At 49.0% G+C, this 6133-nt stretch carries 7 protein-coding genes and 1 pseudogene; all 8 read left to right on the plus strand.

From position 1 onward, the window contains the following. The first annotated feature begins 16 nt into the window (after positions 1–16). The 8 genes and pseudogenes from atpC to DW830_RS05970 all read left to right on the plus strand — a co-directional run bounded on the left by atpC (position 17) and on the right by DW830_RS05970 (position 5955). Positions 17–256, plus strand: a complete 240-nt coding sequence (atpC, locus tag DW830_RS05935) for an ATP synthase F1 subunit epsilon (protein ID WP_119249248.1) — start codon at positions 17–19, stop codon at positions 254–256. A gap of 12 nt (positions 257–268) precedes the next feature. Beyond that, a complete protein-coding gene (locus DW830_RS05940) occupies positions 269–712 on the plus strand; it encodes a hypothetical protein (protein ID WP_119249249.1) in 444 nt (147 codons plus the stop codon). 48 nt (positions 713–760) lie between these two features. Continuing rightward, the gene (gene atpB, locus DW830_RS05945) at positions 761–1870 is read left to right on the plus strand and encodes a F0F1 ATP synthase subunit A (protein WP_119249250.1); all 1110 of its coding nucleotides are present in this window, start codon (positions 761–763) and stop codon (positions 1868–1870) included. Between the two features lie 42 nt (positions 1871–1912). Beyond that, positions 1913–2155, plus strand: coding sequence for an ATP synthase F0 subunit C (gene atpE, locus DW830_RS05950; protein WP_022253225.1), 243 nt, complete (start codon positions 1913–1915; stop codon positions 2153–2155). A gap of 165 nt (positions 2156–2320) precedes the next feature. Continuing rightward, positions 2321–2821, plus strand: coding sequence for a F0F1 ATP synthase subunit B (gene atpF, locus DW830_RS05955; protein WP_119249251.1), 501 nt, complete (start codon positions 2321–2323; stop codon positions 2819–2821). Between the two features lie 8 nt (positions 2822–2829). Then, a complete protein-coding gene (locus DW830_RS05960) occupies positions 2830–3366 on the plus strand; it encodes a F0F1 ATP synthase subunit delta (protein WP_119249252.1) in 537 nt (178 codons plus the stop codon). A gap of 23 nt (positions 3367–3389) precedes the next feature. Then, positions 3390–4974, plus strand: a pseudogene (gene atpA, locus DW830_RS05965) (F0F1 ATP synthase subunit alpha). Positions 4975–4980: 6 nt separating this feature from the next. After that, entirely contained in the window at positions 4981–5955 is a 975-nt protein-coding gene (locus tag DW830_RS05970) for a F0F1 ATP synthase subunit gamma (RefSeq protein ID WP_119249253.1), read from the plus strand. The last annotated feature ends 178 nt before the right edge of the window (positions 5956–6133 follow it).

The raw sequence follows: 6133 nt of genomic DNA on the forward strand, positions 1-6133 counted from the left end.
TTTAAATCCACGGCTTATGTTACAGCTAAAGATAGTATCTCCTGAGAAAGTAGTCTTCCAGGGTGAGGTAGAGAGCGTACTGGTTCCGGGAACCCTCGGCTCGTTCGAGATTCTCAAGGATCACGCACCTATCATCTCTTCGCTCGAAATGGGCAAGGTGGAATACACCACCAAGGAAGGCAAGCAGGCAATGAATATCAAGGGCGGATTCGTGGAATGTAAGAAAAACGAAGTAAGCCTCTGCGTAGAAGTTTAAAAAATAGAATTTATGGAAAAAGATGAAAAGATGCGCTTGCAGGCTATCAGGCAGGCAGGTATCAAGTACAAGCAGATTTCTCTGTGGATGACAGCAGCCATGGCGCTCGCCATCCTCTTCAGCTGCAGAATCTCTGCAAAATGCGATGATATTATTGCCCAGGTGGTTAACCCGCTGATAGTGAGTGCGATATTCTCACTCGTTGCAAGTACTGCTTATGGCGAAGCCTGGAAGGCTGTGGCTAAATCATCTCCCGCCAATCTCGCCAAGTTCTACCTGGCGGCACTGGTCATCAAGATGGTAGCCGGCACCCTGGTGTTTCTCATCTACGTGCTGACATGCGACAAGCAGAACATCCTGGGATTCACCGTCATCTTCGCCCTGTTCTATGTCATGCTTCTCGTGTTCGACTGCATCTACTTCGCTCGGGTAGAGAAAAAGAGCCGTCTCTCTTAATGCGGCTCCAAGACAAATAATTAATAAACAAAGTAAGAATTAAAGAATATGAAACATCTCAAACAATTCCTCTTGATGGCGATGCTGCTCTTCACGCTGGCGCCAGTGCAGGTGTCGGCAAAGGAAAACATCGACGTGAAAGAGATATTGTGGGGTCATATCAAGGATTCTTATGAATGGCATATCACTAAGGTGGGAGACCATCCCGTAGTGATTCATCTGCCTGTCATCGTGAACACCACTACAGGCTGGCACGTGTTCTGCAGCAGCGAATTCTCGGAAGAGAAGGATGCCAACGGAGACCGTCCGGGACCTTTCAACCTGGTGATCAAGAACGGTGATGCGCAGACGAATCCCAACAAGATAGTAGAGAAGGTGGGAGGTCAGGAGGTTCGTCCTCTCGACATCTCCATCACGAAGACCGTTTGCGTGCTCTTCATCGATGCTATCATCCTGTTGCTGTGTATCCTGATTCCAGCCAGCTGGTGCAGGAAGCACAAAGTGGATGACCCTGCACCAAAGGGATTTACAGGACTGATACACATGTTCGTCATGTCGGTATATGATGATGTGATCAAGGCTACACTGGGTAAGGAAGCTCCAAAGTACGCACCATGGTTGCTTACCTGCTTCTTCTTTATCTTCGTAGCCAACATCATGGGTATCGTACCGTTCCCTCCGGGTGGTGGTAACCTGACGGGTAATATCGCCTGCACCGCATTCTTCGGTGTAACGACATTCCTGATCACCAACTTCACCGGTACGAAGGAATACTGGAAGGAAATCTTCTGGCCGGACGTACCAACGTGGTTGAAGGTGCCAGTGCCACTGATGCCATTCATCGAGCTCTTCGGAATCTTCACGAAACCGTTGGCTTTGATTATCCGACTCTTCGCCAACATGATGGCTGGCCACGCTATCGCTCTTGCGTTTGCGGCTATTATTTTCATTATGTTCAACATCAGTGAGAATATGCTGGCTAACTATTTGGCAGGTACGGGTATGACAATTGTGAGTGTTGCGATGAGTGTCTTCATGATGCTCCTCGAAATATTGGTAAGCTACATCCAGGCATTGGTATTCACCATGCTGAGTGCAGTATTCATCTCGCTGGCTCACGTACAGCCTCATGAGGCTGAGCCAGAAATCATCAAATAGAATTTAAATAAAGAAAATATTAACAACTTAAATTATAAGATTATGTTATCACTTTTATTAGCAGCAGATGCTCTCGCAAAGTTAGGTGCCGCAATCGGCGCAAGTTTGGCCGCTATTGGCGCAGGTATTGGTATCGGTCGTATTGGTGGCCAGGCTATGGACGCTATGGCTCGCCAGCCAGAGAAGATGGGCGATCTCCGTTCTTCTATGATCATCGCAGCTGCGTTGGTTGAGGGTGTTGCGTTCTTCGCAGTCATCATCGCCATCTTGGCTATCGTTATGTAATAATAGGAATATCACCCTTCCCGCCACGATTCATTCGCAAATCTTGCAGAATGTTCTCCGATATCTGATGCTCTCGGAATCTGTTCTGCGGTTTGCGGGCGGGAGGGTGACCTTTTCCAGAGTTAGTTAAAATAAAACGTTTAAGTAAAACTTTAACCAGTATATATGGATTTATTGATTCCTGATAGCGGTTTGCTTTTCTGGATGACAGTCGTTTTCCTGATTGTTTTCGTCATCTTGAGAAAGGCTGGTTTCGGAGCCATCGTCAAGATGGTGACTGAGCGCAAGGCCTTCATCGACGAGAGCCTGAAGAAAGCGCACGAAGCCAACGAGAAGCTTGCCAATATCCAAAAAGAAGGTGAATCCATCTTGCAGGAAGCTCGCGAGAAGCAGGCTGCCATCCTCAAGGAGGCTGCCGATACCCGCGATGCCATCGTAGAGAAAGCACAGGACAAGGCTCGCGAAGAGGGCGCTCGTCTGCTCTCTGACGCCAAGGCGCAGATTGAGACCGAGAAGCAGAATGCCATCCGCGAAATCCGTGGACAGGTAGCCGAGCTCTCTGTACAGATTGCAGAGAAGGTGCTCAAGGCTAAGCTCTCTGACGACAAGGCACAGATGGATATGATAAATCGACTGCTGGACGAGGTTTCTTCTGACAACAAATAGTAAAGCTTATGGATATAGGTGTAATATCGGTGCGTTATGCCCGTGCCCTCATCAAGGCCGCACTTGGCATGAAGCTCGAAGATCAGGTGTACCAGGAGATGCAGACGCTCTACAAGAGCTACATCGACGTGCCTGAACTGAGATTTACGATAGACAACCCTATGCTTTCCAAGGACAAGAAGCAGGCGCTTCTCACTACAGCCCTGGGTAAGAACCCATCGGATCTGAGCAAGAAGTTCATCGCACTCGTCCTGAAGGAGGATAGGGAGAGCACCCTGCAATTCATGGCTGCTTCGTATATCACTCTTTACAGGAAACAGAAGAACATCATCCGCGGTAAGCTGATCACCGCCACTGCCGTTGATGCCTCTACAGAGGACAAGATGCGCAAGATGGTGGAGCAGAGAACGCAAGGTACTGTGGAGTTCAAGACTGAGGTGAACCCTGATCTGATCGGTGGGTTCATCCTTGAGTATGATACTTACAGAATGGATGCGAGCGTGAAGACCAAGCTCAACAACATTCTGACACAGCTCAAAAAGTAAAAACAATTAAAGTAAATAACAACATGTCAGATAAAATTAAACCAAGTGAGGTGTCTGAAGTGCTTCAGCAGCAGCTCCAGGAGGTGAATGGCTCTCAGCAGTTTGACGAGGTGGGTACTGTGCTTACCGTCAGCGATGGCGTGGCTCGTATCTACGGTCTGCGCAATGCAGAGGCTAATGAGCTTCTTGAGTTCGAGAACGGCACGATGGCTATCGTCATGAACCTTGAGGAAGACAATGTAGGTTGTGTCCTCCTGGGTCCTACTGCTGGCATCAAGGAGGGACAGAGCGTGAAGCGTACTCACCGTATCGCTTCTATCCGCGTGAACGACAATTTCTTAGGTCGTGTCGTTAACCCTCTGGGTCAGGCTATCGATGGTCTCGGTGATATCGATCTCACGGGTGCTTTCGAGATGCCGCTGGACCGCAAGGCTCCTGGTGTGATCTATCGTCAGCCAGTAAAGGAACCTCTCCAGACTGGTTTGAAGGCTGTCGATTCCATGATTCCTATTGGTCGTGGACAGCGTGAGTTGATTATCGGCGACCGTCAGACTGGTAAGACTGCAATCGCAGTGGATACCATCATCAACCAGAAGAGTTTCTATGAGGCAGGCAAGCCTGTATATTGTATCTATGTAGCCATCGGTCAGAAAGCATCTACCGTTGCAGCATTGGTACAGAACCTGAAGGAGCACGGCGCCCTGCCATATACCATCATCGTAAGTGCTACCGCTGCCGATCCTGCAGCCATGCAGTATTACGCACCATTCGCCGGTGCAGCCATCGGTGAGTACTTCCGCGACCGCGGTTACTCAGCCCTCGTAGTATATGATGACTTGAGTAAGCAGGCTGTGGCTTATCGTGAGGTATCATTGATCCTCCGCCGTCCATCAGGACGTGAGGCTTATCCTGGTGATGTGTTCTATCTCCACTCTCGTCTGTTGGAGCGTGCCGCTCGTATCAACGACCAGCAGGAGGTAGCCGAGCAGATGAACGACCTTCCTGAGTGCCTGAAGGGCAAGGTGAAGGGTGGCGGTTCCTTGACAGCCTCCCAATCATCGAGACCCAGGCTGGTGACGTTTCTGCATACATCCCAACCAACGTGATTTCCATCACCGACGGTCAGATCTTCCTGGAGACCGACCTCTTCAACCAGGCTTCCGCCCAGCTATCAACGTAGGTATCTCTGTATCTCGTGTAGGTGGTTCTGCCCAGATCAAGAGTATGAAGAAGGTGGCTGGTACCCTGAAGATTGATATGGCTCAGTATCGTGAGCTGGAGGCTTTCTCTAAGTTCTCTAGCGATATGGATGCCGTAACAGCGATGACACTGGACCGTGGTAGAAAGAACGACAAGTTGCTGATTCAGCCTCAGTATCGCCCTATGCCAGTGGGCGAGCAGGTGGCTATCCTCTATTGTGGTGTGCACGGATTGATGCACGACGTGCCAATGGATAAGGTACGCGAGTGCCAGGATCAGTTCCTCGACGCTATGCGCAGCCAGCACGCCGATGTAATCGAAACTTTGGCTGATGGTAAGCTCACCGACGATTGCATTGCGGTGATTGAGGAAACCATGGCTAATGTAGCAGGACAATATAAAGCGTAATAGCCTATGCCGTCGTTAAAAGAGATTAAGACTCGCATCGCCAGCGTCAACAGTACCCGTAAGATTACGAGTGCGATGAAGATGGTGGCATCCAGCAAGTTGCATCATGCTCAGGTAGCTATCCAGAATATGCTGCCTTATGAGAATATGCTGGAGCATATCCTGAAGAGCTTCCTGGTGAGTACTCCGAATGTGGACCATGAATTGCAGGTGGAGCACAAGGAAATCAAGCGTGTGGCTCTCATCGTATATAGCTCTAACAGCAGCTTGTGTGGTGGTTTCAACTCCAACGTCATCAAGATGATGATTCAGGCGGTGGACGAGTATAAGGCTCATGGCATTGACGACATCACGGTATATCCTATCGGCAGAAAGGTGGCTGAGAAGGCACAGAAGCTGGGTTTGAAGATTGGCGGTAACTTCATGGATCTCGCCGATCATCCTAATTCCAGTGCTTGTGCCGACATCGCCCGCAAGCTTGCCAAGCAGTATGCTGCTGGCGAACTCGACAAGGTGGAGATGATCTATCACCACTTCAAGAGTGCCGGTTCGCAGATCCTGACCCAGAAGACTTTACTGCCTATCGACCTCAGCACTGAGGCGATAGGAGAGGACAACGACCGTGACCTCACATCGAATGTGGTTACGGCAAAGGCTCAGGAGTATCTGCGCAAGAAGCAGGCTAGTGAGGATGAAAGACAGCGTGCAGAGGCACATCCTCTGAACGACGACTTCATCGTGGAGCCGGATCTGGAGACTGTATTGGGAGTCTTGATTCCTAAGCAGCTTCATCTGATGGTTTACACTGCTTTGTTGGATAGTCAGGCGAGTGAGCATGCAGCCCGTATGGTTGCCATGCAGACTGCTACGGATAATGCCGATGAACTCTTGCGTGAACTCAATCTGCAGTACAACAAGAGTCGTCAACAGGCCATTACGAATGAATTGCTGGATATTGTGGGAGGTAGCGTAAATAATTAATAATTAAATACCAAAATTCCCCGTTTTATCATAAAAAAAGAGGTAACTTCCCGTTTTGGGGTGGTTACCTCTTTTTTTATGTCTTATGTCTTATGTCTTATGTCTTATGTCTTATGTCTTATGTCTTATGTCTTATGTCTTATGTCTTATGTCTTATGTCTTATGTCTTATGTCTTAT

The organism is Prevotella sp. AM34-19LB, assembly GCF_003468525.1.
GTDB lineage: Bacteria > Bacteroidota > Bacteroidia > Bacteroidales > Bacteroidaceae > Prevotella.